This is a genomic window from Streptomyces sp. HPF1205, assembly GCF_020400825.1.
GTDB lineage: Bacteria > Actinomycetota > Actinomycetes > Streptomycetales > Streptomycetaceae > Actinacidiphila.
Genome location: NZ_JAINVH010000007.1, coordinates 178,433 through 204,182, shown reverse-complemented (window position 1 = coordinate 204,182; position 25,750 = coordinate 178,433). Strand labels below are relative to the sequence as shown.

General features: G+C 71.8%; 24 protein-coding genes and 1 riboswitch. Of the genes, 12 read left to right on the top strand and 12 right to left on the bottom strand.

What is annotated here, in order from left to right; all coding sequences use genetic code 11:
* The first annotated feature begins 40 nt into the window (after positions 1-40).
* The gene (locus tag K7G61_RS36930; protein WP_225846513.1) at positions 41-856 is read left to right on the top strand and encodes a phosphatase PAP2 family protein; all 816 of its coding nucleotides are present in this window, start codon (positions 41-43) and stop codon (positions 854-856) included.
* 11 nt (positions 857-867) lie between these two features.
* Here the strand turns inward: K7G61_RS36930 and K7G61_RS10900 are convergent, their stop codons facing one another.
* From K7G61_RS10900 to K7G61_RS10885, 4 genes are all read right to left on the bottom strand, one after another.
* Positions 868-2,397: a CoA-acylating methylmalonate-semialdehyde dehydrogenase gene (locus K7G61_RS10900; RefSeq protein ID WP_225846512.1), complete on the bottom strand. Its 1,530-nt coding sequence runs from the start codon at positions 2,395-2,397 to the stop codon at positions 868-870.
* A 120-nt stretch (positions 2,398-2,517) separates the two neighbouring features.
* On the bottom strand, positions 2,518-2,964 hold the full coding sequence (locus K7G61_RS10895; protein WP_225846583.1) for a hypothetical protein: 447 nt from the start codon (positions 2,962-2,964) through the stop codon (positions 2,518-2,520).
* Positions 2,965-3,297: 333 nt separating this feature from the next.
* Positions 3,298-3,975, bottom strand: a complete 678-nt coding sequence (locus tag K7G61_RS10890) for a response regulator transcription factor (protein WP_225846511.1) — start codon at positions 3,973-3,975, stop codon at positions 3,298-3,300.
* A complete protein-coding gene (locus K7G61_RS10885) occupies positions 3,972-5,510 on the bottom strand; it encodes a sensor histidine kinase (protein WP_225846510.1) in 1,539 nt (512 codons plus the stop codon). Before K7G61_RS10885 ends, K7G61_RS10890 begins: the two co-directional genes overlap by 4 nt.
* A 142-nt stretch (positions 5,511-5,652) precedes the next feature.
* Between K7G61_RS10885 and K7G61_RS10880 the strand changes: the two genes are divergently transcribed.
* Positions 5,653-6,927 carry a serine hydrolase gene (locus K7G61_RS10880; protein ID WP_225846509.1) on the top strand — a complete coding sequence of 425 codons (1,275 nt, stop codon included), beginning with the start codon at positions 5,653-5,655 and terminating at the stop codon, positions 6,925-6,927.
* On the opposite strand, the gene K7G61_RS10875 is transcribed toward K7G61_RS10880, so the two are convergent.
* Positions 6,855-7,127: a hypothetical protein gene (locus tag K7G61_RS10875; RefSeq protein WP_225846508.1), complete on the bottom strand. Its 273-nt coding sequence runs from the start codon at positions 7,125-7,127 to the stop codon at positions 6,855-6,857. The two genes, K7G61_RS10880 and K7G61_RS10875, sit on opposite strands and share 73 nt — an antisense overlap.
* A gap of 298 nt (positions 7,128-7,425) precedes the next feature.
* On the opposite strand from K7G61_RS10875, the gene K7G61_RS10870 reads away from it, so the two are divergent.
* The 8 genes from K7G61_RS10870 to K7G61_RS10835 all read left to right on the top strand — a co-directional run bounded on the left by K7G61_RS10870 (position 7,426) and on the right by K7G61_RS10835 (position 14,279).
* A complete protein-coding gene (locus K7G61_RS10870; protein ID WP_225846507.1) occupies positions 7,426-8,721 on the top strand; it encodes a WXG100 family type VII secretion target in 1,296 nt (431 codons plus the stop codon).
* Between the two features lie 21 nt (positions 8,722-8,742).
* The gene (locus K7G61_RS10865) at positions 8,743-9,129 is read left to right on the top strand and encodes a hypothetical protein (RefSeq protein WP_225846506.1); all 387 of its coding nucleotides are present in this window, start codon (positions 8,743-8,745) and stop codon (positions 9,127-9,129) included.
* On the top strand, positions 9,119-9,811 hold the full coding sequence (locus tag K7G61_RS10860) for a hypothetical protein (RefSeq protein WP_225846505.1): 693 nt from the start codon (positions 9,119-9,121) through the stop codon (positions 9,809-9,811). The genes K7G61_RS10865 and K7G61_RS10860 overlap by 11 nt, the downstream gene beginning before the upstream one ends.
* 188 nt (positions 9,812-9,999) lie before the next feature.
* Positions 10,000-11,316 carry a WXG100 family type VII secretion target gene (locus tag K7G61_RS10855; RefSeq protein ID WP_225846504.1) on the top strand — a complete coding sequence of 439 codons (1,317 nt, stop codon included), beginning with the start codon at positions 10,000-10,002 and terminating at the stop codon, positions 11,314-11,316.
* A 21-nt stretch (positions 11,317-11,337) separates the two neighbouring features.
* Positions 11,338-11,700, top strand: coding sequence for a hypothetical protein (locus K7G61_RS10850; protein ID WP_225846503.1), 363 nt, complete (start codon positions 11,338-11,340; stop codon positions 11,698-11,700).
* Positions 11,693-12,400: a hypothetical protein gene (locus K7G61_RS10845; protein ID WP_225846502.1), complete on the top strand. Its 708-nt coding sequence runs from the start codon at positions 11,693-11,695 to the stop codon at positions 12,398-12,400. The genes K7G61_RS10850 and K7G61_RS10845 overlap by 8 nt, the downstream gene beginning before the upstream one ends.
* A gap of 71 nt (positions 12,401-12,471) precedes the next feature.
* Positions 12,472-13,527 (top strand): adenosine deaminase, encoded by a 1,056-nt coding sequence (locus K7G61_RS10840; RefSeq protein ID WP_225846501.1) that lies wholly within the window; start codon positions 12,472-12,474, stop codon positions 13,525-13,527.
* Positions 13,518-14,279, top strand: a complete 762-nt coding sequence (locus tag K7G61_RS10835) for a glycerophosphodiester phosphodiesterase family protein (RefSeq protein ID WP_225846582.1) — start codon at positions 13,518-13,520, stop codon at positions 14,277-14,279. The genes K7G61_RS10840 and K7G61_RS10835 overlap by 10 nt, the downstream gene beginning before the upstream one ends.
* On the opposite strand, the gene K7G61_RS10830 is transcribed toward K7G61_RS10835, so the two are convergent.
* The 3 genes from K7G61_RS10830 to trpS all read right to left on the bottom strand — a co-directional run bounded on the left by K7G61_RS10830 (position 14,269) and on the right by trpS (position 17,827).
* Positions 14,269-14,844 (bottom strand): Uma2 family endonuclease, encoded by a 576-nt coding sequence (locus K7G61_RS10830; protein ID WP_225846581.1) that lies wholly within the window; start codon positions 14,842-14,844, stop codon positions 14,269-14,271. The two genes, K7G61_RS10835 and K7G61_RS10830, sit on opposite strands and share 11 nt — an antisense overlap.
* Positions 14,845-15,006: 162 nt before the next feature.
* A complete protein-coding gene (locus K7G61_RS10825; RefSeq protein ID WP_225846500.1) occupies positions 15,007-16,443 on the bottom strand; it encodes a gamma-aminobutyraldehyde dehydrogenase in 1,437 nt (478 codons plus the stop codon).
* A gap of 283 nt (positions 16,444-16,726) precedes the next feature.
* A complete protein-coding gene (trpS, locus tag K7G61_RS10820) occupies positions 16,727-17,827 on the bottom strand; it encodes a tryptophan--tRNA ligase (RefSeq protein ID WP_225846499.1) in 1,101 nt (366 codons plus the stop codon).
* 555 nt (positions 17,828-18,382) lie between these two features.
* Here trpS and K7G61_RS10815 point away from each other — a divergent pair.
* A complete protein-coding gene (locus K7G61_RS10815; RefSeq protein WP_225846498.1) occupies positions 18,383-19,111 on the top strand; it encodes an ABC transporter ATP-binding protein in 729 nt (242 codons plus the stop codon).
* Positions 19,108-20,220: a hypothetical protein gene (locus tag K7G61_RS10810; RefSeq protein ID WP_225846497.1), complete on the top strand. Its 1,113-nt coding sequence runs from the start codon at positions 19,108-19,110 to the stop codon at positions 20,218-20,220. The genes K7G61_RS10815 and K7G61_RS10810 overlap by 4 nt, the downstream gene beginning before the upstream one ends.
* Positions 20,221-20,341: 121 nt before the next feature.
* Here the strand turns inward: K7G61_RS10810 and K7G61_RS10805 are convergent, their stop codons facing one another.
* The 4 genes from K7G61_RS10805 to rlmN all read right to left on the bottom strand — a co-directional run bounded on the left by K7G61_RS10805 (position 20,342) and on the right by rlmN (position 25,615).
* On the bottom strand, positions 20,342-21,370 hold the full coding sequence (locus K7G61_RS10805) for an ABC transporter ATP-binding protein (protein ID WP_225846580.1): 1,029 nt from the start codon (positions 21,368-21,370) through the stop codon (positions 20,342-20,344).
* 15 nt (positions 21,371-21,385) lie between these two features.
* Entirely contained in the window at positions 21,386-23,152 is a 1,767-nt protein-coding gene (locus K7G61_RS10800) for an ABC transporter permease (RefSeq protein WP_374204106.1), read from the bottom strand.
* Positions 23,131-24,249: a thiamine ABC transporter substrate binding subunit gene (locus tag K7G61_RS10795; RefSeq protein WP_225846496.1), complete on the bottom strand. Its 1,119-nt coding sequence runs from the start codon at positions 24,247-24,249 to the stop codon at positions 23,131-23,133. Before K7G61_RS10795 ends, K7G61_RS10800 begins: the two co-directional genes overlap by 22 nt.
* Positions 24,241-24,390, bottom strand: a riboswitch (TPP riboswitch). It overlaps the preceding gene by 9 nt.
* 70 nt (positions 24,391-24,460) lie before the next feature.
* A complete protein-coding gene (gene rlmN / locus K7G61_RS10790) occupies positions 24,461-25,615 on the bottom strand; it encodes a 23S rRNA (adenine(2503)-C(2))-methyltransferase RlmN (protein WP_225846495.1) in 1,155 nt (384 codons plus the stop codon).
* Positions 25,616-25,750 lie beyond the last annotated feature (135 nt).

Sequence of the window (25,750 nt, the reverse complement as noted above, 5' to 3'; positions counted from 1 at the left end):
GTGGCGGACTCCCCAGAAAGCCACGGGCGACAACGCGCCGGTGAATCCCCATCACCGGCACGGCAGTGCCCTCGCGCACGAACACGCCGGGTCCGAGGCTGGCCCCGGCGAATCTCGCCGATCCGTCGGCCGTTCGTTCCACACCCCCCGGGACGGACGGTTCGGCGATCGCCCTGGTCGCCCCGGAACTCTCCCCCCTGTTCCGGGGCGGCTGACTTTTCTGTACGCGACCGCCGCCGTCGGCCTGGTCCTGTTCGCCCTTCTGACGTGGCAGGTCACCTCCCACGGCCCGCTGATCCGCCCCGACCGCCGGCTCCTGCGCGCCGTCCTGGCCGCGGCCGCCCGGCACGGCGGCGCGAGCACCCCCGCGCACGACCTGTGCAAGCTCGGAAACATCCAGGTCGCGGTGCCGGTGCTGGTGGCGGCGGTGGCCGCCGCCGCGTGGCTCGGGCTCCGCGCGGGCCTGGCCCGCTGGTGGCTGCCGCCACTGGCCGGCGCGGTGGTGATGGCCGTCCTCCCCCTGGTCGTCACCACGGTGAAGACCGCCGTGCACCGCCCCCCGCCGGGCCTGACCCGCCCGGACCCCAGCGGCTACGGCTACTTCCCCTCCGGCCACACCGCGACCTCGTCGGTGGCCTACGGGGCCGCCCTGCTGCTGGTGCTGCCGTGGCTGGGCCGCGCGGTGCTGCGCCGGGTACTGGTCGCGGGCACCTCGCTGCTGATCGCCGCCGTGGGCGCGGCCCTGGTGTGGTGCGACTACCACTGGCCGCTGGACGTGCTGGGGAGCTGGTGCCTGGCGGCGGTCCTGCTGCCGTGGGTGGCGGCGGCCAACACGGTGTCCCGCCGGTCACCGTAGGGCGGCCGCCCTCACCCGTTCGTCGGGAAGCCGAGGTCGATGCCGCCGCGAGGGCCCTGCCCGCCGGGGCCCGGGGACGGCTCGGGCCAGCGCTGGGTGACCGTCTTGGCGCGGGTGAAGAACTTCACGCCGTCCTCGCCGTAGGCGTGCGTGTCGCCGAACAGGGAGGACTTCCAGCCGCCGAAGGAGTAGTAGGCGACGGGTACGGGGATCGGCACGTTGACGCCGACCATGCCGACCTCGACCTCGTGCCGGAAGCGCCGGGCGGCGCCGCCGTCGCGCGTGAAGACCGCGGTGCCGTTGCCGTACGGGTTGGCGTTGATCAGGGCGAGCCCGTCGTCGTAGGAGGGCACGCGCACGACCGACAGCACCGGGCCGAAGATCTCGTCGTCGTAGACGGACATGCCCGGGCGGACCCGGTCGAAGAGGGTGGGGCCCAGCCAGAAGCCGTCGGCGCCGGTGTCGCCGGTGACCGGGTGCCCGCGGCCGTCGACGGCGAGTTCGGCGCCCTCCGCGACACCCGCGTCGAGGTACGAGGTGACCTTGTCGCGGTGGGCGCCGGTGACCAGCGGCCCCATCTCGGAGGCGGGCGCACTGCCGGGACCGACGGTCAGCGACGCCATCCGGCGCTTGATCCGCGTCACCAGCTCGTCGCCGACCGGGTCGACGGCGACGAGCACGGACACGGCCATGCAGCGCTCGCCTGCCGCTCCGAAGCCGGCGTTCACGGCCGCGTCGGCGGCCAGGTCCAGGTCGGCGTCGGGCAGGACCAGCATGTGGTTCTTGGCGCCGCCCAGCGCCTGGACCCGCTTGCCGTGGCGGGTGCCCGTCTCGTACACGTGCCGGGCGACCGGGGTGGAGCCGACGAAGGAGACCGCCTTGATGTCGGGGTGCTCCAGCAGCCTGTCGACGGCCGCCTTGTCGCCGTGGACGACGTTGAAGACGCCGTCGGGCAGGCCCGCCTCGCGCCACAGGGCGGCCAGGAAGTTGGCTGCGGACGGATCCTTCTCCGACGGTTTGACCACCACCGTGTTGCCGGCCGCGACGGCCAGCGGGAAGAACCACATCGGCACCATCGCCGGGAAGTTGAACGGTGAGATCACCGCGACCGGCCCGAGGGGCTGGCGGACCGAGTAGACGTCGACGCCGGTGGAGGCCTGCTCGGTGAAGCCGCCCTTGAGCAGGTGCGGGATGCCGCACGCGTACTCGACGACCTCCTGGCCGCGGGCGACCTCACCGAGCGCGTCGGAGTGGACCTTGCCGTGTTCGGAGACGATGATCGCGGCGAGTTCCTCGCGCCGGGCGTTGAGCAGCTCGCGGAACGCGAACAGCACGCCGGCCCGCTTGGCGACCGAGGTGCTCCGCCAGTCCCGGAAGGCCGCGAGGGCGGCGCCGACGGCCTGGTCGACGACGGCGGAGTCGGCGAAGTCCACCTGCCCGGTGACTTTGCCGGTGGCCGGGTCGTACACGTCGCCGCGGCGCTCGGCGCCGCCGCTCCAGGGCCGGCCGGCGATCCAGTGGGTGATGCGGGTGCTCGTCACGATCCGACCCTTTCGTCGTCTCCTGCGGCCAGTGTCACCACGCCGGGCGCCGGGTCACAAGCTCGCCGCCCCGGCGGCGGCCGACCCTGTTTTTCGGACCACCGCCGTCGGCCGCCGGCGTCAGCCGCCGCCGGCCAGCAGGGCCACCGCCTCGTGCATGGCCAGCTCCAGCACGACCGGGTCGGTCAGGTGCCCGGTGCCGTCCGGCGGGACGAGCCAGCGGACCTTCCCCGCCGGCCGCCCGGGGTACGGCACCACGATCCATGTCCCGCGCCCCGCCGCGCGCACCCCCGTACCCAACCACCCGGCCGCTGTCCCGGGCGGCACGAAGAACCCCGTCCTGGCGTCCCCGGAGTCCGCCAGCACCGGGCCCGGACGGTCCGGCAGCAGCGTCAGCACGTCCAGGGCGCGGCTGCCCAGCGCGCCGGGCAGGATCAGCACGTCCCACACCCGCCCGGCGGGCAGCAGCGTGACCCCGTGGGGGCTGCGCTCCCATTCCCACCGGCACCCCTGCGGATCGGCTGCCGCCGACACCAGCCACTCCACCGCGCCCCCCGTCCCGCCCATGCCACCCATGCCACCCATGCCGCCGATCCCCCCCATGCCGCCCATACCGGGCCCTCCGTTCGCGAAGTGATGCCCGCGTTCACGGAGGAGAGGGCCGCGCGCCGGATCGGTGACGCGACTTCTCACCCGAATACCCGACTATCAAAGTGACGTGCGTCACATCGTGCTCGCGGTCATGACCTTGCGGCCGAGCCGGCGAAGGCGCACGTAGCGGCCCGCGCGGTGCTGCTGGTCCCGCACCGTGAGCCCGGCGTGACCGAGGACACGCCGCCACCGGAGTACCAGCGCGTCTCGCCGTCATGCGGGGAGCGGGCGGCTCGCCCGAGCCACCTGTCAGGCGGGGGACCCGGTGTCACTGGGCCGGACCAGCCCGGATTCGTAGGCGTGGACAACGGCTTGGACTCGGTCACGAAGTCCCAGCTTGGCCAGTACCCGGCTGACATGGGTCTTGACGGTGCCTTCGGTCAGGTGGAGGCGGCCGCCGATCTCAGCGTTGGACAGACCACGGGCTATGAGCACGAGCACTTCGGTCTCCCGCTCGGTCAGTGGGTTCGGGCCACCGCCGGGGTCGGTCCGCGCGGGCGCGGTCGCCACGTACCGTTCCAAAAGCCGGCGGGTCACGCTGGGTGCCGCGACCGCGTCGCCGCGGGCCACGGCCCGGACGGCCGAGAGCAGTTCAGGCGCGAGGGTGTCCTTGAGCAGGAACCCGCTGGCGCCGGCGAGAAGTCCGGCGTAGACGTACTCGTCCAGGTCGAAGGTGGTCAGAACCAGCACGCGGGTCCGCGCCGCGGCCATGTCCCGGCAGATCCGGCGGGTCGCTTCGACTCCGTCGACCTCGGGCATGCGGATGTCCATCAGCACGACGTCCGGGCGAAGTTCGGCGGTCATGGCGACGGCCTGCGCGCCGTCGCCGGCTTCGCCGACCACCCGCATGTCGGGTGCCCGTTCCAGGATCAGTCGGAAGCCGGTCCGGACCAGCGCCTGGTCGTCGACGATCAGGATGCTGATCATGTGCGCTGGTCCTGGAGGCCGGATTCCGGAACGCCCGCGCGATCGCCAGGTGCGTGCGCCCGGTCGGCCCCATGCGCCGCCAGGACGGGCCTGTGGATCGGAAGGGCAGCCCGTACGACGAAACCGCCGTGCAGACCCGGCCCCGCCGTGAAGGTCCCGCCGAGCAACCTGGCGCGTTCCCGCATTCCGCGCAGACCGTGGGCGCCGCTGCGGTTCATGTCGCCTACGCCGATGGGCCGGTCGGCGCCATCGAGTTCGCCCGCGGCCGGCTGCGGTCCGCGACCGTCGTCGCGGATCTCGACGCAGACCTTGGTCGGGCCGTAGGCGACGAGGACGTCCGCCACGGCACCGGCCCCAGCGTGCTTGATGGTGTTCGTCAGGGCCTCCTGGACGATCCGGTACGCCGACAGGTCCACCGCCGCCGGCAGTTCGGCGGGGCTGCCCTCGATACGCAGCCGCACCTGCGTGCCCGCTTGGCTCAGCCGGTCCAGCAGCGCGGGGAGCCGAACCAGTCCGGGCGGCGGGCGCCAGTCGTCGCCGTCCTCGCCCATCGCGGCCCGCTCACCCGGCCCGCTCGTCGCGGCCAGCACCCGGCGCATGTCGGCGAGTGAGTCGCGGCCGATCGTGACGACCGCCTCCAGCGCGGCCCTGGTCTCGGCGGGGTCGTCGTCGAGCGCGGCGGCTGCTCCCTGGGCCTGGATCACGATGACGGACAGGCCGTGCGCGACGACATCGTGAATCTCGCGGCTGATCCTGGCGCGTTCGGCGGCGACGGCGAGGGCCGCCCGCTGGTCGCGTTCGCGTTCCAGATCCTGTGCGCGCTGGTGGAGCTGACCCAGATACGCGCGGCGGTTGCGGGCGCCATAGCCGGTCGACCAGGCGGCCGCAAGCGCGAGGCCGTACACGGACACGGTGTTCCAGCCGTTCGCCGAGGGATCGCGCCGCTGGGTACTGACGTCGACCGGGCCGCCGGCGACCTCCTCGGCCTCGGGATGGGGCCGGTGGAAGACCTGGACCACGGTCATGGGCAGGCCCGGAGCCAGCCGTCCGTGGCTCGCGTAGTACGCGCTCCACCCAGCGACCAGAGCGATCAGTACAGCCAGCGCCGCCACCGACACCGCCCGGCCCCGGTGGGCGGCGACCGCGCACAGCAGGACCAGCACGCCGGTGTCGACGACCATGAGGGGCACCGCCAGGACGACATGCACCACGGTGGCAGCCGTGCAGACGGCCAACATCGTCACCGGAAGGCGTCTGCGGAACGTGACGGCGGCCAGCACGGCCGCGGTGGCCGTCCACCACAGCCAGACCACGGCCGGCCCCCGCACCGCACCGTCGACCGGCCCGGCGGACGCCGCGGTCACGACCGCTCGCGGGTCGTTCACCACGAGGCACACCGCGAACAGCACACAGGCCAGTGCCGCGTCCCCCGTGACCTGCGTGGGCACGATGGCCCGCACGACAGCGCCCACGCCTGTCCGCTCCGCGGCCCCGCGCTCCGGTCCGCGGAGCACAGCCGCCGGTTGCATCCTCATGATTCCGGGAGTCTACGGACCGCCCGGCGGCAGCGCGTCTGTCGTAAGACGCAGGCGGCCGACGGCGTACGACTCGCGACAGACCCGATGATGTGACCCAGGGCAGACGCGCCCGCAGCACCCCGCGCAGCAAGGTGATCGCATGACACAACGTGATCTCCTTCCCGATGGGCACCGCAGGCGCCGGGTGGGCCGCCGCTCCATACTCGGGCTGCTCGGTGCCGTCCCCCTCACAGCCGGCCGTGCCTGGGTCGCCGCCGCCACGCGCGGGACGACCGGTCCGGACGGCTCCGCCCCGGCGGCAGGCACCGGTGGCCTTCCGCCGTCGGGCCCGATACCGCCGGGGCTGCGGCCCGGTGGCGAATTCGACCGGCTCATCGCGCGGCTCGCCCAGGACGACACCTTCTCCGGAACCGTGCTCCTGATGCACCGCGACAGCCCGGTGCTGGCGCGGTCCTACGGTATGGCCGACAAGAAGCGGGCCATTCCCAACGGGCCCGACACCATCTTCTGCCTCGGTTCGATCACCAAGATCTTCACCGCCGTCGCCGTCGCCCAGCTCGCTCAGCAGGGCAAGATCGCGTACACCGCGACCCTGGGCACGTACCTGGACGGCTTCCCGGCGGACATCGCCGGCAGCGTCATGATCCACCACATGCTCACCCACACCTCCGGGATGGGCGACTACACGCAGCTCCCGGGGTTCTTCGAAGTGTCGTTCACCTGGACCAGCCCCGAGCAGGTAATGGACGGGACCCTGGAGTTCATCCGGAAGGCTCCGCTGGCCTTCGTCCCGGGCACCAGGGGGCAGTACAGCAACTCCGCTTACCACGTCCTGGGTGCCATCGTCGCGAAGGTCTCCGGCCAGTCCTACTACGATTACGTCCGCGACCACGTCTTCGGCCCGGCCGGCATGACCGCCTCGGACTTCTACACCGCGTCCCAGTGGCGGGACGACCGGCGCATCGCCCACCCGTACACCTCGCAGAACCAGCCCTCCGGGCAACGTGTCGACGCCCTTGACGGCCCGTTCTCCTATATCGGCTCCCCCGCGGGGAACGCCCTGGCGAGCGCACCGGACCTGGTCCGCTTCAAGCGCGCCCTGCTGAGCCACAAGCTGCTCGACCCCGTCCACACAGAGCTCACTCTCAGCCCCAAGGTGCCCAGGCCGCCGATACCCGCCCAGTCGGGCGCTCCCGTCCAGTTCCCCTTCGACTCGTACGCGACCACCACCGACATCGTCAACGGCCACTGGGCCGTCGGCCACAGCGGAGCGGCGCCCGGTGTCTGGACCAACCTTGACTGGTTCCCGGACCTGGACTGGACGGCGGTCTTCCTCTCCAACTACGACATGCCCGGCCCCACCCCCGGCGCCGGCCCCGCGGCCACAGCCCGCGCTCTTGTCACCCAGCAGTAGCTGCCCTGCTGCGCTTTCGCCGGCTCGGCCGCCGTCTCCGCGACGAGTTGCTCGGCCATCCGTTGCCCGACCCGTTCCGCGATGGCGAGTTCGTCCCGCCCGGCTCGCACCTGCTCAAGCTGCTTGACCAGCCGGTTTTCCAGTGTGTCCGGCTCCGCTCGTCGCACCGCGATCCGTTCCGCGATCTCGGACTCCACCATGGACCGGATCGTGGGCGGCACCGGGCCGGCGACGCGGAAGAACCAGCGAAACCGGCCGGCTCGCCCCGTCGGATGATCAAGACCGCGGACTCTCGCCCGCGATCAGCACGAGCATGCCCATGGACCGTCACGCCGGCCCCTCCGACAAGGCACGTTCGAAGACGGCGAAGGATCAGTGAAGAAACCGCCGAAAGGCGTAGGTGCGTCAATGCGAGGAGTGACAGGGTTACTTGGGCGGCGGGAATCACTGAGCGGGGGAGCCGCTCCGGCACCGCCGGCCGGAGGGACAGGACAACACATGACGGACCTGAAAGTTCCGCCGCAAGGCGATTTCAAGAGCTACGCCGGGCTGATGGACAAGCAGGCGGGGCACTTCAAGGAACTCGACAACTGGGTCACCGCCCACTGCCACGACGCCTCGGACCTGGACGGCCTGCTCGTCCTCCCGATCCAGGAACTGGCCCCGAAGATAGCGTCGGCGTTCAGCGGCAAGCTCTCCCAGTGCGCGACGGGCATGAGCGGCGTGGCGGGCAAGGCCCGCGAAACCGCCACGGACTACGCCGACAACGAGCACGCCACCGCCCACAGCTTCGCCGGCATCTACGGCACGGCCCTCCCCGGCTTCCCCGACATCGGCACCGTCCCCGGCCTGCAGCACCTGGGCGATTTCACGGACGAGTCCCCGGGGCTCAAGGCGGGCGACCTGGACGAGGCAGGAGACGTCACGGCGAAGAACATCGAGACCCAGCTCAAGCTGCTCGGTTTCGGCTCCGACCCGGGCTCCAAGGGCGTCCAGGCGGCTACCGGAATCACCTCGGGCACGCCCGGCATCAAGGGCACGGGCAACCTCAGCGGCAAGATCCTCGGCATGGCCGACGGCATCTTCAAGCACTTCACCGGCGAGAGCCTGGTCGAGCTCCTCTTCAAACCGATCACCGGGAACTACGGCCGGCTGAAGGTCCTTCAGGAGGCGTACGACCAGCTCGGCGACGGCATCTACACGGTGACCGGCACCTGCCGGAAGGGCTCGGTGCGGCTCGGCGGCGAGTGGACCGGCGACGCCGCCACCGCCTTCGACTCGCTGATGTTCCGCTGGACGATGGGCGAGGGCGGGATCGGCGACGCGGCCAAGGTCGTGGCGGGCGTGTTCAAGGACGGCTACTACGCCGTGTGCGCCCTGGTGCAGGCCGCCCTGCAGGCCATCACCCGCCTCATCAACGACGAACTGAAGCAGCTCGTCGAGACCGCGGAAGGCGACGCGGCCATCGAGGCGGTCGGCGGCGGCCCGGAGGACCCGGTCGCCGACATCGTGGCCGGCCTGTGGACCATGTACAAGATCTACCGGATCGTCAAGGGGATCATCTCCGCGATCAAGGCGATCCACGCGATCTACGAAAAGATCAAGACGGCCGTGTCGAAGATCATCTCGGACGTCGAGGCCGTGATCAAGTCGTTCTCCCAGCCGCTGGACATCCAGGGGCAGATCAACAGCCTGCTCGACCAGGAGCGGCAGAAGGGTTTCGAGTTCGAGAAGACCGGCGGATGGGACCCGAAGCTGGGTGCCGCCCGGATTGCTGTTCTGCCGTCCCCCTGACGGCTGGAAGGACGAACGACCGTGAGCAATTACCACTCCCACTCGCACTCCGGCGGCCCGGGCGGCCCGGGCGGCCCGGCCGACGACGAGGACGTCCCCGGACCCAGCGAGCGGTTCCTGGCCGCCATGGCACTGGCCGAGACGCCCGAGCAGCAGGCCGCCGCCAAGGAGATCTACCGGCGCCTGGAGGAGGGCGCGGAGGTCGACGACATCAAGGATCTGATCGAGCGGCAGATGCGGATCGTCGTCGCCCAGCGCAACGGCCGGCCGGTCGCCGCGGCGGACGACCCGGGCCCCGGCGGGCCGGCAGGAGTCGTGGGCGGCGGGGGCCGGCGGCGGGACACCCGGGACAACGGTCCGGTCGGCGGATTGGGCACGCGCGCCGAGGAGGACGGCCGTGGCTGGTGACGAGGCGGCCGAACTCCAGTCGCTCACCTCGTTCAGCGCGGAGGTCACGCTCAGCAGCGAGCGGACCACCCTGGACATCCGGACCGCCGACGGTTCGCCGCCGGTGGCCCGGATGACCAAGGCCGGCGCATTGCGCCAACGGGCCGCGTACGAGCTGTTCACGGGCCCGGACCTGAAGACAGCCGCCGGGACGCTGTCCGCGAGCGGTGCCCTCGACGCCGGTGGCGCGCCGGTCGGCATCGTGAACCTCAGCGGTGGCCGGAAGGCCGACAGCGAGATCCACCCGCTCAGCGGCGGCCTGACCACGTACGCCTCGGACAACCCCACCAAGTGGCGCGTCGTGCAGCCGGGCCTCCCGCCGCTGGTGGCCGAGGGCACGGACCCGGGGGCGCGGCTGAGCTACAACAAGGTCACCGACGCGATGGACCGCCTCGGCTTCGGCGTCAAGGTGCCGGACTACCTGGCGCCGATGACCTTCCGGTTCAGCGCGGCCGGCTGCGCGGGCTTCACCGTCACCCTCACCTCCCGCAAGTCCCGGCTCGACGTCACCGTCCACGATCCGCGCGTGGACCGCCGGTTGATCCTGAGCTGCCTGGCCGCGCTCGCCCTGAAGGTCATGGAGACACCGCGCCGGGAAGCCACGGAGGCGGGTTCCCTCTTCCGGCGCCTGCGCAAGGCGTAACCCTTTCGAGTGCGGGCGCGGGCCGCGAAAACCCCACCGGCCCCGGCCCACGCCCGCACCCCCACCGGCTCCCCGCCAACCGCCCTCCCTCGTCCGGTCACCATATGTGCTTCCATCAACACACTGAGCGACAGCAGCAGTTGTACGGGGTGGTGGGAGCACCACCGGCGGACAGGTGAAGGGGAGGCATGACCGGCAAGCTGAAGGTTCCGCCCGGGGGAGACTTCGACAGCTACGCGAGCCTGATGGACACCCAGGCCGCCCACTTCAAGGAACTCGGCAACTGGGTCACCGCCCACTGCCACGACGCCTCGGACCTCGACGGCCTGCTCGTCCGCCCGATCCGCGACCTCGTCCCACGCCTGGCCGCGGAGTTCAGCGCCAGACTTGAGCGGTGCTCGTCCGGCATGGCGGGCGTGGCCGCCAAAGCCCGCGCGACCGCCACCGACTACGCCACCCACGAACACCTCACCACCCGCACCTTCACCCACCTCTACGGCACCCCCCTCCCCCACTTCCCCGACCTCGCCACCATCCCCGGCTTCCGCCACCTGGGCGACTTCACCGACGAACCCCCCGACCTGAACCCCAAGCACCTGGACCCGGCGGGAGACGCGACAGCGAGGAACATCGCTTTGCAGCTCACCATGCTGGGCCACGGCACGGACGAGGGGTCAGCGGGGCTGCAACGGGAGCGCAGGCTCAGGGGGTGGGTTGAAGCCGGCCGAACCCCGATGAACGCAGGGGCCACGGTCGGCAATTACAGCGGCAGGATTCTGGGAATGGCCGACGACCTCTTCCATCATTTCACCGGCCACAGTCTCGTGGAACTCCTGATCAAACCTATCACCGGGAATTACGGCCGCTTGCAGTATCTGCAGGAGTCGTACAGCCAACTGGCGAGCGGAATTTACACAGTGACTGGCACGTCCCGTAAGGGATCCGTGCGCCTCGGCGGAGAGTGGTCCGGCCAGGCCGGTACAGCCTTCGACTCGCTCATGTTCCGCTGGACCATGGGTTCTGGCGGACTCGGTGACGCAGCCCAAGTCGTGTCAGATCTGCTGCGTGATGGCTTTTACGCCATCTCAGGGCTCGTTGAGGCAGCCCTGCAGGCTGTTACGCGCCTCATCAACAAGGAAGCCCACGAATTGGTCAAGACCGTCGAGGGCGACGAGGTCATCGAGGCGGTCGGCGGTGGCCCCGAGGACCCCGTGGTGGATGTGGTGGCCGGTCTGTGGACCATGTGGAAGATCCACAAAATCATCAAGGGGATCATCTTCGGCATCAAGGAGATCCACAAGATCTTCGGGCAGATCAGGGCGGCCGTCTCCAAGGTCGAGACGGATATCACTTCCGTGATCAACACCTTCGCGCGGTTCCACGTCTACAACCAGGTCGAGAGCCTTCTCGACCAGGAGCGCCAATGGGGCTTCGAGTTCGAAAAAGTCGGCGCCTGGGACCCTCGGCAGGGAGCGGCCCGGATGTCCATGCTCCCGACCCCTTGACAAGCAGGAAGACAATCAACCATGAATGATTATCACCCCGATCGCACAAGTGAGACCTTTCACGCGGAAGATGCCCCCGAAATGTCAGAGCGATTCAGAACCGCAATGCTGATGGCTCAGACCCCTGAACAGCAGGCGATCGCCCGCGAGATCTACCGGCGCCTTGAAGGAGGGGCTGAAGTCGAGGACATCAAGCACCTGCTCGAAGAGGAATTGCGTATTGTCACAGCCCAGCGTGGTCAACGCGTGGTGAGTCGGACGATCGGGTCACATACTTCGTTCTCCCCCGCAGCAATGGTCGGCTTCAGCCGATCCTCGAACATGCAGGGCACTTCGGCGGTCAACGGTCTTGGCGCCCGCTCCGCGGAGGAACACCATGGCTGACGAGGAAGCCGCCGGGCTGGAGGCGTTGACGTCGTTCAGTACCGCATTCACATTGCACTTCAACCGGACCATCGCGGACATCCTCTGGTCCGACGGACAGCCACCGGTGGCCCGGATGGTCAAGGTAGGCCCGTTGCGCAAGCGCTCGTCCTACCAACTGCTCACCGGAACCGGGCTGCAGACACTAGCGGGCACACTGACCGAGACTGGTGCCGTCGATGCCGACGACGTACCGATCGGCATCGTTAACACCACTGCCGGCGCGAGGGCCGACTCCGACATCCACCCGCTGACCGGTGGTATGAGGGCTGGAGTCTCCACTGCTCCCACGACGTGGCGCGTAGTCCAGCAGGGGCTGCCTCCGCTGGTCGGAAGAGCCGCCGACGAGGAAACGGAGCGAGCATTCCGACCGGTGAACAAGGCCGTGGAGCTCATCGGCGAGTTCATCCCGGTGTGGGTTCCAGTGCGCGGTCGCCATTTGCTCCTTCAGTACAGCGCTCCCGATTGTGAAGGCTTCACGGTAGGCGTGGACGGCCCGAAGGCGGAGCACATGACCGTCACCGTCCACGACCCCCGGGTGGATCGGCGGCTCGTTCTGGCGTGCCTGGCTGCGCTCGCGCTCAAGCTGGTGTGGACCTGGAAAGGGGAAGCCATCGACGCCGCCTACACGCTCGGGGTGCGGAGCCGGCGCAAGGCGTGACGGGCGGGGGGTGGGCGGGGTGGGCGGGCGTCTACGATGAATCCGCACCCGTACCGGACGAAGGACGCAGCATGCCCGACATCGCACCCGGCCAGGCGGCCGCCGCCCGTGGCGGGCTCGACGCATTCATCGCGGGTCTGCCGAAGGCCGAGCTGCATGTGCACCACGTGGGTTCGGCGTCGCCGCGGATCGTGGCCGAGCTGGCGGCCCGGCACCCGGGATCCAAGGTTCCGGCGGACCCGTCGGCGCTCGCGGACTTCTTCACCTTCCGGGACTTCGCGCACTTCATCGAGGTGTACCTGGCGGTGGTGGACCTGATCCGCGACGCCGAGGACGTACGGCTGCTGACCTTCGAGGTGGCCAGGGACCTGGCCCGGCAGAACGTGCGGTACGCCGAGCTGACCGTCACTCCGTACAGCTCGACGCGGCGCGGCATTCCCGGTGAGGCGTTCATGGAGGCGATAGAGGACGCCCGCAAGGCGGCGGAGGCGGAGCTCGGGGTGACGCTGCGCTGGTGTTTCGACATCCCGGGCGAGGCCGGCCTGGTCTCGGCCGAGGAGACGACGCGGCTGGCGCTGGACCTGCAGCCGGACGGCCTGGTGTCGTTCGGGCTGGGCGGACCGGAGATAGGGGTGCCCCGGCCGCAGTTCAAGCCGTATTTCGACCGGGCGCGGGCGGCCGGTCTGCACAGCGTGCCGCACGCGGGCGAGACCACCGGTCCGCAGACCGTGTGGGACGCGATCAACGAGCTGGGCGCCGAGCGCATCGGCCACGGCACCAGCTCCGCCCAGGACCCGCGGCTGCTGGCCCACCTCGCCGAGCACCGCATCCCGCTGGAGGTGTGCCCGACCTCCAACATCGCCACCCGTGCCGTGGCCGCCCTGGAGGAGCACCCGATCACCGCCTTCGTGGAGGCGGGCGTGCTGGTCACCGTCAACAGCGACGACCCGCCGATGTTCGGCACGGATCTCAATACGGAGTACGAGGTCGCGGCCCGGCTGCTCGGCCTCGATCCGGCGGGGGTGGCGGCCCTCGCCAAGAACGCGGTCGAGGTGTCCTTCATGGACACGGCCGGCAAGGCGCGGCTGACCGCCGAGATCGACGCCTACACGGCGGCCTGGGGCTGACGGGGGTGGCGCTCGCCGTCGCCCATCGCGGCGATCCGTACCACTTCCGGGAGAACACTCTGCCCTCGGTGCGTTCGGCCCTGCGCAAGGGCGCCGATGTGGTGGAGGTCGACGTGAAGGTGACGCGCGACGGGGTGCCGGTGCTGCTGCACGACCCGACGCTGGAGCGGCTGTGGGGGTACGACGCGCCGGTCGCCGCCCTTACCGCCGGGGACGTGCGCGACTTGACGGGTGACGGGGTGCCGACGCTGGCGGAGGGCCTGGCGGAGCTGCGCGGCTTCCCGGGGTCCGCGGAGCCGCTTCCGGACCGGGACGGGGATCCGGCGGACGCGCCCGCCGCTCCCCGCATGTTGATCGACCTTACGGCGGCGGATCAGGCCGCGCCCTCAGTGGCCGCCGTCCGCGAGGCCGGTGTCGCCGACCGCGTGTATTACTGCGGGGAGTTGCCCGCCATGCTGGCGGTCCGCGCGCTCGACCCGGGGGCCGAGATCGCCATGACCTGGAAGACCTCGCGCCGCCCCTCCCGCGCGCTCATCGACGAGGTCGAACCGCGCTGGCTCAACCTCCGCTTCGGCCTTGTCGACCGCCCCACCGTCGCCTTCGCCCGCGACCACGGCCTCATGGTCGCGGCCTGGACAGCGGACTGGGGACGGTCCATGTCCCGCCTGCTGGAACTCGGCGTGGACGCGGTGACCACCAACCGCTTGGACGCGCTGCAGCGGATCCTGACGGCACGCCGCCTCAGGCGGTGAACTCCTCGGTGCTGATGCTCAGTCCGACCACCGTGTTCGACATGTCCACCGGCAGGCCGAAGGTGACTATGACCTCCGCCCGGTAGTCGCCGTCCTTCGGGTCCAGGTACAGGTGGCAGCGCCCCGTGCAGGGGTCGGCGATGAGGTAGACGGGTACGTCGACCTCCGCGTAGACGCCCTTCTTTGGACCGTAGTCGTTGTGGGCCGTCGGCTTCGAGATCACCTCAAGGACGAACTCGATGTCGTGGCAGGAGTAGTAGCCCTTGTCGTCCGGCTTGGCGTCCTCCTTGAGTGCCGCGAGGTCCGGGCAGAACCCGTTCAGCTCCCCGGGGAAGTGGTACAGGACGTCGGACGTCAGCCGCTTCCTCGCATACCGGGCACGGAGCTGCTCGGCCACATCGAAAATGATGTCCCAGTGCGTCTTGCGCTTCGGCGACATGAAAATTGTCCCCCCGACGATCTCGACCTTGTAGCCCTCGGGGACAGGCATCCGCTCCAGACGGTCGAACAGTTCGTCCAGAGTCTGCTCATCGCTCTCGGCCATTTCGATCCTGTCGGTCAGCATCGCGGTCACGGCCGTGCTCCTCCCCGCCGCGCGCGGCGCGCGGCCGTGTGGTTCAACGACACGCGCCGCACTCGGTTACGGTCCGTGTCGCACACACGCGCCACGGCCCCGGCGCGTGTTCGAGAACGCCGGGGCCGTCGTGCCGCACAAGGAGGCGGACGCTCACCCGTCCAGGGACGTCATCACGTGCTTGACGCGGGTGTAGTCCTCGAAGCCGTAGCCGGACAGGTCCTTGCCGTAGCCCGACTGCTTGAAGCCGCCGTGGGGCATCTCGGCGACCAGGGGGATGTGGGTGTTGATCCAGACGCAGCCGAAGTCCAGGCGCTTGGACATGCGCATGGCACGGGCGTGGTCCTTGGTCCACACCGAGGAGGCGAGGGCGTAGTCGACGCCGTTGGCCCACTCGACGGCCTGGTCCTCGTCGGTGAAGGACTGGACGGTGATGACCGGGCCGAACACCTCGCGCTGGATGATCTCGTCGTCCTGGCGCAGCCCGGAGACGACGGTGGGGGCGAAGAAGAAGCCGGTCCCGCCGACCCGGTGGCCGCCGGTCTCGATCTTGGCGTGCGCGGGCAGCCGCTCCAGGAAGCCGGTGACCTGGGCGAGCTGGTTGGCGTTGTTGAGCGGACCGTAGAGCACGTCCTCGTCGTCGGGCAGGCCGGTCTTGGTGGCGGCCGCCGCCTTGGTGAGGGCGGCGGTGAACTCCTCGTGGATCGACTCGTGCACCAGGACGCGGGTGGCCGCCGTGCAGTCCTGGCCGGCGTTGAAGAACCCGGCGACCGTGATGTCCTCGACCGCCTTCGGGATGTCGACGTCGGCGAAGACGACGACCGGCGCCTTGCCGCCGAGCTCCAGGTGGACCCGCTTGAGGTCCTTGGCTGCGGATCCGGCGACCTCCATGCCGGCCCGGACCGAGCCGGTGATGGACGCCATGGCGGGCACCGGGTGCTCGACCATCAGGCGGCCCGTGTCCCGGTCGCCGCAGATGACATTGAAGACGCCCTTGGGGAGGATCTCACCGATGATCTCGGCGAGCAGCACCGTGGAGGCGGGGGTGGTGTCGGACGGCTTGAGGACCACCGTGTTGCCCGCGGCGATGGCGGGCGCGAACTTCCACACGGCCATCATCATGGGGTAGTTCCAGGGCGCCACCTGGGCGCACACCCCGACCGGCTCCCTGCGCACCAGGGATGTCATGCCCTCCATGTACTCGCCGGCGGAGCGCCCCTCCAGCATCCTCGCGGCGCCCGCGAAGAAGCGGATCTGGTCGACCATCGGCGGGATCTCCTCGCTCGCGGTCAGGCCGAGCGGCTTCCCGGTGTTCTCGCTCTCCACGGCGACGAGTTCGGCGGCCCGCGCCTCCACGGCGTCGGCGATCCTCAGCAGCGCCTTCTGCCGCTCGGAGGGGGTGGTGTCGCGCCAGCCGGGGAACGCCGCCTTGGCCGCGGCCATCGCCGCGTCCACGTCGGCCCGGCCGGACAGCGGTGCCTTCGCGTACGCCTGGCCCGTCACCGGGTTGATCACCTCGGTGGTGCGTCCGTCGGCGGCGTCGCGGAACTCTCCGTCGACGTAGTTGCGAAGAGTACGGAGTTCGGTCACGGCGCTTCTCCCTGGTCCTACGAGTCGGTCCGAGTCGGTGCTGCCGGCCGGTGCCGCGAGGGGTGTCCGCGCGCCCGTGCCGCCAGTGCTGTCCGCGAGCCCGTGCCGCGGCCCGGTGTCCACTGGGTGAGACGTTCCCAGCTTAACCGCAGGACCGGACGCCGTGGCGAAGGCGATCGGCGGTGCCGGCGTCGCCGTTCGCGACGGTCCGTCCTTCGCCATGGGCCGTCCCTGGGAACGGGCCGCCGTTCGCAACGGGCCGCCGCATCGAACAGGCCGTCGTTCAGAACAGGCTGTTCATGGCGGCGCGCACCTCGGCGAGGGTGCGCTCGGCGATGGCCGTGGCGCGCTCGTTGCCCTCGCGTACGATCCGGCGCAGGTAGGCGCGGTCCTGGGCGTACTCCTGCCGGCGGGCCCGGATCGGGGCCAGGTAGTCGTTGACCGCCTCGGTCACGGTCCGCTTCAGCGCGGCCGCTCCCGCGGAGCCGATGTCGGCGGCGACCTCCTCGGGGGTCCGGCCCTGGCACAGGGCCGCCAGGAGGAGGAGGGAGGAGACCTCGGGGCGGGTGGCCGGGTCGTAGGCGATACGGCGCTCGGCGTCGGTCCTGGCCCCCTTGATCAGGCGGGCGGTCTCGTCGGCGTCGGCGGCGAGGGTGATGGCGTTGCCCCGGCTCTTGCTCATCTTGCCGCCGTCCGTGCCGAGCAGCAGCGGAGCGCTCGACAGCAGGGCGTCGGGCTGGGGGAACACGGCGGTGCCCGCGCCGTAGCGGTCGTTGAAGCGGCGGGCGACGGTCCGGGTGGTCTCCAGGTGCGGAAGCTGGTCGCGACCGACCGGTACCAGGTTGGCCTTGCAGAACAGGATGTCGGCGGCCTGGTGGACGGGGTAGGTGAACATCAGGCCGCTGACGGAGCTCTGCCGCGAATGGGCGATCTCGTCCTTGACCGTGGGATTGCGCTCCAGTTCGGCGACGGACACCAGGCTGAGGAAAGGCAGCAGCAACTGGTTGAGCGCGGGGACGGCGCTGTGGGTGAGGATCGTGCTGCGTTCCGGGTCGATGCCGACGGCCAGGTAGTCCAGGACGAGTTCCTCGACGATTCCGGACAGGTTGTCCGCCACGTCGCGGTCGGTCAGGACCTGGTAGTCGGCGATGAGGACGAACATCTCCACGCCGAGGTTCTGCAGGCGTACCCGGTTGTGGAGGGTGCCGAAGTAGTGGCCGAGGTGCAGGCGCCCGGTGGGCCGGTCGCCGGTGAGCACGCGGAATCGGCCGGGATCCTCGCGGATCCGGTCCTCCAGCACCGTGCTGCGTGCCCGCGCGACGGAGAGGTCGATCGCGTCGGTGGGCGCGGAGGCGGTCGGGGTGGTCGGGACTGCGGTGTTCATCAGGTCTCCTGGGGGGGTCGGCGTGTCGCCGTCGGGAGGGTGCGACCCCAGGTCCCAGGGAAAGGAAAGGGCCGTCCTTCCGAACGGCCCTGCGCATGTCAGATCGGTGGCCGCTCCTGATCGGAGCGCCACCAGCCGAGACATGGCGATAGACGCATGTACGCATCCTAGCGTGCGCGGCCCGTTCCCGGCCGGGCGTTTCCGGCCTCTCCCCGCGCCCCAGGGTGCGGGCCCCTGACGGCCCCGATCGGGCCGCATCCCGGCGCCTGGTGCGCACCCTGTGCCGGCGTCTGGCCCGCACCCCGTGCCGACTCCCGGTCCGCACCCCTGACGCGCGCCCCGGGTGCGCCCGCGGTCCACGGTCCGGGTCCGCGCGCCGTCCGGGCCGGCCCGCGCTCCTCGTCCGTACGGAGGACGCGGCAGCCCCGGTCGCCGCGCCTGCCGGGCGCTCCGGGACGGCCTGCCTACGGTGCCGGGGAGTGACCGGCCTCTCCCCGGCTCGTTTGACGCAGTGTCAGCGCACCCGGGGGGAACGACTCGCGGAGGTACGACGGCATGGTGGCCCCGCCCGACAACGACGTGCTCTGGGCCCGCGCCCTGCGCCACTCCTACCGGGGTTCGCCCGCGCTGCTCGGTGTCTCGGTCAATGTGCGCGGCGGCGAGATCCTCGCGGTCCTGGGACCGCGCGGCGCCGGCAAGTCCACGCTGCTGCGGTGCCTGTCGGGGCAGGTCGTACCCGACGGCGGCGAGGTCTGGTTCAACAGCGTGCCCGTCCACACGCTGCCGGGGCCGGCCCGTGAGCAGTTGCGCAGGGAGCGGTTCGGCTGGATCGGCAGCGGCGCGCAGCTCGTGCCGGAGCTGACCGTGTGGGAGAACGCGGCGCTGCCGCTGATGATGCGGGGGGAAGGCTCCCGGGCCGCCCGCGCGGCCGCCCGGGAGTGGCTGGAGCGGCTGGACATCGGCTCGGTGGCCCGCAAGCGGCCGGCCGACCTCCTGCAGGCGCAGCGCCAGCGGGTGGCGGTGGCCAGGTCGCTGGTCGGCAAGCCGTCGGTGGTGTTCGCCGACGAGCCGACCGCTCCGCTGCACCGCGCCGACCGCGCCCACGTCCTGCGCACCCTTGCCAGCGCGGCCCGCTCGCACGGCATCACCGTGGTCCTCGCCACCAGCGACCCGGAGATCGCCGCGCACGCCGACCGTACGATGGCGCTGATCGACGGGCGTCCCGGCGCGCCCATGCCCGCGCAGGCCGACGGCACCGCGAACCCCTGGCCGGCCTCGGTATGACGCTGGGTCTGCGGGTACTGCGCGGCTCTGGCGCCGCGGTGCTGGGCCGGTGGGCGCTGGTGGCGGCCGCCTCGGCCGGTACGGGCCTGCTGCTGCTGTCCGCGCTGGGCTGGGCGCTGGCGCATCCGCAGCAAGGCGCCTACGACGCCCTGGTCCGGCTAGCGTGGTGTCTGCTGCCGGTGGTGGCGACCGTGCAACTGGCCTCCGCGGTGGGGCGGGCGCAGCCCGAGGGGTGGCCGCGCACCGGGCTGGCGGCCGTCGGCCTGGGGCGGACCGGGGTGGTGGTGCTCTCCGCGGTGAACACGGCGGTGGTGAGCGCCTTCGGTTCGCTGCTGGCCCTGGCGGCCTTCCTGCAGATGCGGGGCGACGTGACGGGCGAGCCCCTCGGAGGCGTGGAATCGGGGGTGCTCGCGCCCGGCAAACCGCTGCCGCTGGCCGGGGCGGCCACGCTGCTGGCCCTCGTACCCGTCGCGGCGGCTGCGACCGGGGCGGCGGCCCTGCGGCCCCCGCCCGAGCGGGAGGGCGGCGCGGCCGGCACGCTGCCGTGGGGGGTCGCGCTGACCGCGGTGGGACTGGCCGTCCAGATCACCGCGCCCGCAGGCCACGAGGTGCCGTTGCCCAGCGGGTTCGGGGTCATCCCGCCGATGGCGGTCTGCGGCTGGGCGGTCACCACGGCCGGCGTGATGCTCGCGGGGCCGGGCGTGGCGCACTTCTGCGGCCGCGTCCTCGCCTTCCACCGCCCCGGTGCCGCCCGCCTCCTGGCCGGTCGCGCCCTCCAGTCCGAGGCTCCGCTCATCGGCCGCCCGCTGGGCCTTCTCGCCGCCACGGCCGCCGTCGCCGTGTCCGCCTACGACGTCCACCACGCGGTGGGTCCCGTCAGCGCCTTCGCCGTCTGCCTCATCGTCATGTGCGTCCTGGCCACCACCGGCCTCGCGTTCCACGCGTCGGCCCACGCCCGCACCCCGACGACCACACTGCTTCGCGAACTCGGCGGCCCCTCGTCGCTCGTGCGCACGGCGGTGGCCCTGCGCGCGGCCGTGCTGCTGCTCGCCTTCGCCCCGGTCGCACTCCTGGTCGCCGCGCTGGCCACGCTGCCGACGCCACGGTAAGGCAGTCGGGCCCGGCCGGGGCGGGGGGTGCGGACGCCGCCGGGCCGCCGCCGGTTCGCGGCCTCGCGTTCCGCGCCCGGCGCTCGGTGACCCGGCGCTCAGGCGCTCAGCGGCAGGGTGCTCAGCGGCCGGGCGCCGGGAGGACGACGACGTCCTGCGGGGCGAAGGTCACGCCGACCGAGGAGCCCTCCGCCGGGGCGTCGCGCAGGCCGCATTCCGCTTCGAGGGCGGGCCCGCGCTCGGGCCGCAGGAGGACGGCCACGTGACCGCCGCGGAACGTGCGGCCGGTGACCTCGCAGCGCAGTCCGTCCCCGGGCGGCCCGAGCAGCACGCCGGTCGGCCGTACGAGCAGCAGGCACGGCCCGTCCGGGGTGCCGTCGGCGACGCCCACCGTGCCCCAGTCGGTCGCCGCCGTCCCTGCGCTGACGGTCGCCCCGGTGATGTTGTCGAAGCCGAGGAAGCGGGCGACGAACTCCGAGGCGGGCCGCTGCCAGACCTCCAGCGGCGTGCCGGTCTGGGCCACGCGTCCGTCCCGCATGACGACCACCCGGTCCGCGAGGGCGAACGCCTCGCCCTGATCGTGCGTGACGGCCAGGACCGTCGTACCCAACTGCCCGAACAGGCGGCGCAGTTCGACGACGAGCCGTTCCCGCAGCGACCGGTCGAGCTGGCCGAGCGGCTCGTCGAGCATGAGCAGACGCGGCTCGGGGGCCAGCGCCCGCGCGAGGGCGACCCGTTGCTGCTCGCCGCCCGACAGCGTGGCGACCGCCCGCCGCTGAGCGCCGGGCAGGCCGACGAGGTCGAGGAGTTCGGCCACCGCCCGTTCCCTGCGCTCCCTGGGCACCTTGTGCATGCGCGGTCCGAAGGCGACGTTGCCGCCGACGTCCCGCTGCGGGAAGAGCTGGTGGTCCTGGAACATCAGCCCGACGCCCCTCCGGTGCGCCGGGACGCCCGCCTGGTCCGCGCCGTCCAGCAGCACCCGGCCACCGTCGAGCGGCTGCAGCCCGGCCACCGCGCGCAGCGCCGTCGACTTGCCGCCGCCGCTGGGCCCGAGCACGCACACGATCTCGTGCTCGGCGACCTCCAGGTCCACGGCGTCCAGCGCGGTCCGCCCACCGAACCGTACGGTGGCGGCCTCCAGCCGCAGCAGTGGCTCGCCCATCGTTCAGAAACCTCCCGCGGGATCGGCGGATCGCCGGGGGTCGGCCCGGCGCAGCCAGGACGTTTCGAGCACGAGGAGCGAGGCGGCGCAGACCAGCATCAAAATGGTGCTGAGCGCCATGGCCTGGCCGTAGTCGAGGTCGCCGGCCCGGCTCAGCAGGCGGGCGACGGCCACCGGGAGGGTGGGGCTGTCGGACCGCGCGATGAACACGGTCGCCCCGAACTCGCCGAGCGAGACCGCGAACGCGAACCCGGCGGCGATCCCCAGCGCCCTCGCGACGAAGGGCAGCTCGATCTCCCGCCGGACCCGCACCGGTGAGGCGCCGAGCACCGCGGCGGCCTCCCGCAGCCGGTGGTCGACGGCCCGCAGCACCGGCAGCATGACGCGTACGACGAACGGCACGCCCACCAGCGCCTGGGCGAGCGGCACCAGCAGCCAGGAGTCGCGCAGGTCGAGCGGCGGCTTGTCGAGCGTGATGAGGAACCCGAAGCCCACGGTGACGGCCGAGGTGCCCAGCGGCAGCATCAGCAGGGCGTCGAAGGCGCGCAGCAGGCGGCCGGCCCGGCGGACGAGGGCAGCCGCCGCCAGGCCGCCGACGGCGAGCGCGATGACCGTGGCGGCGACGGCGTACCGCAGCGAGTTCCAGACGGTCTCCAGCGGCGGGACCAGGAAGGTGCCGCTGGTGGAGTCGGTGGAGGCCAGGGCGCGGTAGTACGTCAGGCCGTAGCCGCCGGGCGGGTCGAGGGAGCGGGCGGCGAGCACGCCCAGCGGCAGCAGGATCAGCAGGGCGACGCTCGCCAGGACCGCCCCGAGCAGGGTCTTCTCCCCGCCGCGCGGCCGGTGCGCGGTGCCGGCGGCGTCCACCAGCCGCAGCGCGGACTCCGCGCGCCGTACCGTCCGGGCGTGCACCGCCAGGATCGCGCCCACGGCGGCGAGTTGGACCAGGGTCAGGACGGCGGCGGTCCGCAGGTCGAGGAGTTCGGCGGTCTCCCGGTAGATCTCGACTTCGAGGGTGGAGTACGTGGGGCCGCCGAGGATCTGCACGACACCGAAGGAGGTGAAGGTGAACAGGAACACCATGAGCGCGGCGGCGGCCACGGACGGGCCGAGCGCGGGGAGCGTCACCTGCCGCCAGGCCCGCAGCCGGCTCGCGCCCAGCATCCGCGCCGCCTCCTCCTGCCGGGGGTCGAGCTGCGCCCACAGGCCGCCAACGGTCCGTACCACCACGGCGTAGTTGAAGAAGACGTGCGCGATCAGGATGGCCCACACGCTGGTGTCCAGCCGCACGCCGAACAGTCTGTCGGCCAGGCCGTCCCGGCCGAGCAGGGCCAGGAACGCCGCGCCCGCGACCACGGTCGGCAGCACGAAGGGCACGGTGACCAGCGCCCGCAGCAGCCGCTTGCCGGGGAAGGCCAGCCGGGCGAAGACATAGGCGCCGGGCAGTGCGACGGCCAGCGTCAGCGCGGTGGAAGCGGCCGCCTGCCAGCAGGTGAACCACAGCACGTGCCGTATCGAGGGGTCGCCCAGCACGTCGCCTGTGCGGCCGAGGTGCCAGGTGCCGCCCTCCCGCAGCCCGCGGCCGACGATCGAGGCGACGGGATAGGCGAAGAACACCGCGAAGAAGGCGAGCGGGAGCGCCATGAGGGCCAGGCGCGTCGCGCTGCCGCGTGCCGCGGCCGCACGGCTGCGGAGGCGATCGGCGCGGCTGCCGGCGCGGCCCTCGGCACCGCTCTCGGCGCCCTTCTCGGCTACAGGACGATCGAGGTCCATGCCTTGACCCAGCCGTCCCGCTCGGCGGCGATGGTGGCGGGCGCGACCGTCTCAGGGTGGGCGACACGGGCGCCGTACTTGACGAAGACCGGCGGCTCGACGGCGCCCCGGCGGACGGGGTCGACGTACATCTGCAGCGGCATGTCCTCCTGGAAGGCCTTGCCGATCATGAAGTCGATCAGTGCCTTGCCGCCGGCCGGATTCTTCGCGCCGTGCAGCAGCCCGGCGAACTCGATCTGGCGGAAGCAGGTTCCGGTGGACACACCCACGGGGGACTCGGCGGGCTCCGGCGTCACGCCGACCACTTCGGCGGGCGGGCTCGACGCGTAGGAGACGACGAGCGGGCGGTCGCCCTTGGCCTTCTTGCCGGTGGCGGAGCCGGAGAAGCGGTTGTCGTAGGCCTGCTCCCAGCCGTCGACGACCTCGACACCGTTCTTCTTGAGCTGCTTCCAGTACGACTGCCAGCCGTCGCCGTAGGCGGCCTCGGTGCCGAGCATGAAGGCGAGGCCCGGCGAGGAGGTCGCGACGTTCTCGGTGACCAGCAGGTTCTTGTACTGCGGCTTGACGAGGTCGGCGAAGGTCTGCGGCGGGGCGAGGTGGTGGGCGGTGAAGTAGGCGCGGTCGTAGTTGACGCACACGTCGCCGGAGTCGATCGGGGTGACGCGGTGCCCGGCCGCGTCCAGTTGGACGTCGGCGGGGATCCGGTCCAGGTCCTTGGCGGTGTAGGAGTCGAACAGGCCGTTGTCCAGGGCGCGGGAGAGCAGGGTGTTGTCCACGCCGAAGAAGACGTCGCCCCGGGGGTGGTCCTTGGTGAGGATCGCCTGGTTGACGGCGGCGCCCGCGTCGCCGCCGCGCAGCACCTTGACCGTGTAACCGGTCTCCTTGGTGAACTCGGCGAGCACGGACTTGGACGCGGCGAAGGAGTCGTGGCTGACGAGGGTGACCGTCTTGGATCCGGCGCCCTTCCCCGAGCCGCCGTGCGAGCCGTCGGGCGAGCCGGAGCCCGAACCGGAGCCGCCGCCACAGGCGGCAAGCGCGGTGGCGCACGCGGTGGCGAGGACGAGCGCGCCCACGGCACGCCCACGGATGGTCTTCATGCGCTGACTCCCTACGCCGGTATGACCCGGATCAGGTCCGAGGGTCTGCGGCCTGGCCTCACGCCTTCCGGCCACTGCCGGAAGGCCGCGAGGGCCGGCCGCACTCTCAGCGCCGTCTCAGGCGCTCCCCTGTCGGAATGTTCTCTTGTACGACTGCTCGCTCACCGTATCAGCAGGTCATCCGCGGCCTGCCGGGCACCGGCAGGCCCGCTCAGCGCTCGGTGGCCGCGAGCTGGCCGCAGGCGCCGTCGATCTCCTGCCCGCGGGTGTCGCGCACGGTCACGGGCACGCCGTGCGCCTCCAGGGCCGCGACGAACGCCCGCTCGTCCTCGGGTCGGGAAGCGGTCCACTTCGAACCGGGCGTCGGGTTGAGCGGGATGAGGTTGACGTGCGCCCGGTGGTTCCTCAGCAGCCTGCCCAGCCGGTCGGCGCGCCACGCCTGGTCGTTGATGTCGCGGATGAGGGCGTACTCGATGGAGACGCGGCGGCCGGAGACGTCGGCATAGCGCCAGGCCGCGTCCAGCACCTCGCGGACCTTCCAGCGCGTGTTGACCGGCACCAGGGTGTCGCGCAGCTCGTCGTCCGGGGCATGCAGGGATACCGCGAGACGGCACTTGAAGCCTTCGTCGGCGAACCGGTGGATGGCGGGCACCAGGCCGACGGTGGAGACGGTGATACCGCGCTGGGACAGGCCCAGGCCGTCCGGCTCGGGGTCGGTGAGGCGGCGGATGGCGCCGACCACCCGTTTGTAGTTGGCCAGGGGCTCGCCCATGCCCATGAAGACGATGTTGGACAGCCGCGCCGGTCCGGCCGCGCCCTCGGTACGGGAGGCGCCTTCGGTACCGGTGGCGCCCGCGCCGGGCAGGTCGCCGTCGCGCAGGGCGCGCATGCCCGCGACGATCTGGTGCACGATCTCCGCGGTCGAGAGGTTGCGGTCCAGGCCGGCCTGGCCGGTTGCGCAGAAGGGGCAGTTCATGCCGCAGCCGGCCTGCGAGGAGATGCACATGGTCACCCGGTCCGGGTAGCGCATGAGCACGGACTCCACCAGGGTCCCGTCGAACAGCCGCCACAGCGTCTTGCGGGTGTCCCCGTCGTCGCACGTCTGGTGCCGCACGACCGTCATCAGCTCCGGCAGCAGGTCACCGGCCAGTTTCCCGCGGGCGGCCGCGGGTATGTCCGTCCACGCCGCCGGATCCTCCTCGTACCGCCCGAAATAGTGCTGCGAGAGCTGCCTGGCCCGGAACGGCTTCTCCCCCAGCGCCGCGACCGCCTCCTTCCGCTCGGCGGGCGACAGGTCGGCGAGATGCCGCGGCGGCGTCTTGGCTCCGCGCGGCACGGCAAAGGTGAGTTCTCCTGGTGCAGGCATGATGCCTACCAGTGTCGCAGACCCGCGCCGGTGCCCTGCTCGGAGCGCTTCGGGGCCGGCCGGTGGCGGCCGTCGTTCATCGCCGTCGCACTTGCCGCGGCCCGCGGGAAGGCCCCTGGGCGGCCTGCGGACGGC